Source organism: Streptomyces sp. GC420 (assembly GCF_009916105.1).
In the GTDB taxonomy this organism is placed as follows: domain Bacteria; phylum Actinomycetota; class Actinomycetes; order Streptomycetales; family Streptomycetaceae; genus Streptomyces.
Genome location: NZ_JAAAXQ010000657.1, coordinates 1 through 2435, shown reverse-complemented (window position 1 = coordinate 2435; position 2435 = coordinate 1). Strand labels below are relative to the sequence as shown.

Sequence of the window (2435 nt, the reverse complement as noted above, 5' to 3'; positions counted from 1 at the left end):
CCAGAACACTCTCCGAGGCTTTCCTCCGGGCGCTTCCCTTCGGTGTTTCCAACCTTACCAGATTCTTTTTCCAGTCCGTTTCCGGTCTGGATTCCGTTTCCGGCGCCCCGTTGGAATGGGCTTTGCCTTTCGGCGGGCCCGACGTTATCAGAATCATTTGGGCCGAGCGAATCGGCGCTTCGTTTCTGAAAGACAATCGGAAGTTTGCTTCCCGGAAGTCATCTTCCTTGGAGAAGCTCTGCAGACGCTAACCGTTGCCGCCGGAGTTGTCCACTCCACTGCAACGTTTAAATCTACCTCCCCAGCCTTGCCGTGTCAACAGCTCTGGCGGGGCGAAGAAGAGAGTACCAGCTCCGTCGGCGTGGACGCACATCAGCTGGGCGTCACGCCGCGACCGGCAGCTGGTCACTGCGGTCGGCCTCCTCCACATCTCCCGTCTCGCCCGCACGCGCCGCGCGTCCGCCGAGGACGTAGACGTACGCGACGAAGGCCGCCTCGGCGGTGACGCCAATGCCGATGCGGGACCAGGTCGGCAGGCCGGACGGGGTCACGAACCCCTCGATGAGGCCGGAGACGAAGAGGACCGCGGCAAGGCCGATGGCCATGCCGATGGCGGCGCGGCCCTGTTCGGCGAGCGCGGTCCGCCGGGTGCGGGGGCCCGGATCGATGAGGGTCCAGCCGAGGCGGAGGCCCGTACCCGCCGCGACGAAGACCGCCGTGAGTTCGAGCAGGCCGTGCGGGAGGACCAGGCCGAGGAAGACATCGAGACGGCCGGCGGAGGACATCAGACCGATACCGATGCCCAGGTTGGCCATGTTGAGGAAGAGCACCCAGAGCACCGGCACGCACAGGAAGACACCGAGAACAAGGCACAGGGCGGCCGCCTGGGCGTTGTTCGTCCAGACCTGGGCGGCGAAGGACGCGGCGGGGTGGCTGGAGTAGTACGTCTCGTACTGCCCTCCCGGCCGGGTGAGCTCACGCAGTTCCGCCGGGGCGGCGAGGGCCGCCCTGACTTCCGGGTGGGTGCCGATCCACCAGCCCATGAGGGCCGCGACGGCCGTCGACACGAGGGCTGTGGGAACCCACCAGTGGCGCGACCGGTACACCGCGGCGGGGAACGCGGCGGTGAAGAAACGGGCAGCGTCACGCCAGCCGGCGCGGCGGGTACCGGTGACGGTGCTTCGGGCCCGGGCCACGAGCTGGGTGAGACGGGCCGTGAGCTGGGGATCGGGGGTGCTTGACTGGATCAGGGAGAGGTGGGTGGCGGTGCGCTGGTACAGGGAGACCAGTTCGTCGGCCTCGGCACCCGTCATGCGCCGCCCGCGGTGCAGCAGGAACTCCAGGCGGTCCCACTCGGCGCGGTGGGCGGTCACGAAGACATCGAGGTCCATCGGGCGGCTGCTCCTCGTCCTGCGGCGCGTGGGAACAGCTTGGCAGACTGATCGTACGAGGGGCAGGGAAGGGCGGGGCCAGTGAGTGATCTTGTGACCGGAGACGCGGTCGTCCTGGGGCTGCGGCCGGCGAGGCTGCCGAGCCGCGTGCTCGCGGTGGTGATCGACCTCGTCGTCGCATGGGCGGTGTACATAGCGGTCTCTGTGGGACTGCTCGCCGCGACGGCATCTCTGGACGATGCGGCCTCCGCGGCGGTGGAGGTCGCGGCCTTCGTGCTGGTGCTGGTGGGCGGGCCGATAGCGGTGGAGACGCTCAGCCACGGCCGTTCGCTGGGAAAACTGGCATGCGGTCTGCGGGTGGTACGGGACGACGGAGGTCCCATCCGGTTCCGCCACGCCCTGGTGCGCGGGGCGATCGGGGTCGTGGAGATCCTGATGACGTTCGGTGTCGTCGCATGCATCGCCTCGCTGGTGTCCGAGCGCGGCCGGCGGATCGGTGATGTGTTCGCCGGGACCCTGGTCGTACGGGAACGCATCGCCGCGGGCCGGGTGCGTGCCGTGCCCCCGCCGCCGCCGTGGCTGATGGGACGGTTCTCGGACCTGGACCTGTCCCGGGTGCCGGACGGGCTTTGGCTGGCGGTACGGCAGTACCTGACGCGCATGGGACAACTGGACCCGCAGGCGGGCCTGTCGGTGGCGGAGAGGCTCGCCTCCGATCTGGCCGCCCGCACTGGGGCTCCGATCCCGCCGGGTGTGCCGTCGGCCGAGTACCTGGCGGCCGTGGTGAACGAGCGGCAGGCGCGGGACGCGCGACGCGCCTTCGGGGCGCCGGCGGGTGGTGCCGGGGAGGCCGCCCAGGGGGCCGTCCCCGAGTACGTGCCGGTGCCGGGTGTCGCGGGGCCGGTGGCTCCGTTCGTGCCGGGCGAACGGGCCGGGCTCGGGCGGCGGGCCGGGTCCGCGGTCCCGGAATCCCGGAACGGCGATGCGGGGACGCGGGGCGGGGCGGGTTTCGTGCCCCCCGCTTAGCTTAGGGCGGGCACGGCG

The 2435-nt window shown here is 70.4% G+C and carries 2 protein-coding genes; one reads left to right on the top strand and one right to left on the bottom strand.

Annotated features, from left to right (window positions below; translation table 11 throughout):
- Positions 1-383: 383 nt before the first annotated feature.
- Entirely contained in the window at positions 384-1391 is a 1008-nt protein-coding gene (locus tag GUY61_RS37480) for a stage II sporulation protein M (RefSeq protein WP_166634753.1), read from the bottom strand.
- A gap of 81 nt (positions 1392-1472) precedes the next feature.
- On the opposite strand from GUY61_RS37480, the gene GUY61_RS37475 reads away from it, so the two are divergent.
- Complete coding sequence (locus GUY61_RS37475) at positions 1473-2417, top strand: RDD family protein (RefSeq protein ID WP_166634752.1); 945 nt, start codon at positions 1473-1475, stop codon at positions 2415-2417.
- Positions 2418-2435: the final 18 nt, after the last annotated feature.

Bases quoted from the DNA above. Each gene is read 5' to 3' on its own strand.
- GUY61_RS37480 (WP_166634753.1), bottom strand. From the start codon at position 1,391: ATGGACCTCGATGTCTTCGTGACCGCCCACCGCGCCGAGTGGGACCGC.